The organism is Arthrobacter sp. Y3225116 (assembly GCF_059091245.1).
This window is the reverse complement of the sequence record NZ_JBNHGL010000559.1, coordinates 1-465: the sequence shown is the minus strand read 5'-3', so window position 1 is coordinate 465 and position 465 is coordinate 1. Positions and strand designations below refer to the sequence as shown.

At 71.4% G+C, this 465-nt stretch carries 1 protein-coding gene; it reads right to left on the bottom strand.

The features are described 5' to 3' along the window. Window positions 1-465 (bottom strand): BadF/BadG/BcrA/BcrD ATPase family protein (locus AC5RV2_RS18950; RefSeq protein ID WP_494093611.1); only part of this gene is annotated, 465 nt, incomplete at both ends.

The following is a 465-nucleotide window of genomic DNA, read 5'->3' as shown; positions in this document are numbered from 1 at the left end:
TTTGTGGTGTTCTGTGGTGTGCTTTTCGTTTCTGTCTACGATCGCCTCCGCCGCCGGATCGGCGCCGTCGGCGGCGGCCACCACCAAGCGGGACTTACCCGCCCAAAACCGCCGGTCGGTTTTCGCGGAGTGGAACAGCGCTATCAGCTCGGCCGGCTCCTGCAGCCCGCAGTCGTCCAGCAACAGGTCCGTGAGCCGGTCCCGCCGCAGGCCTGCATCCAGGCGGGAGAGTGCGTGCCGGACGGCTTCCCGCCCCAGCCAGTAGCCGCTGCCCTCATCGCCCAACAGGTGCCCCCAGCCGCCGGCGCGGACCTCAAGCCCGGCCCCGTTGATGCCCCACACCGACGATCCGGTGCCTGCGACCACGCCGATCCCGCTGCGGAGGCGTCCGGCGGCGAGCACCAGGCGGGTGTCGTGGACAACATGGACGACCGCCCCGGGGGCCAGCGGGGCGATCAGGGCGCG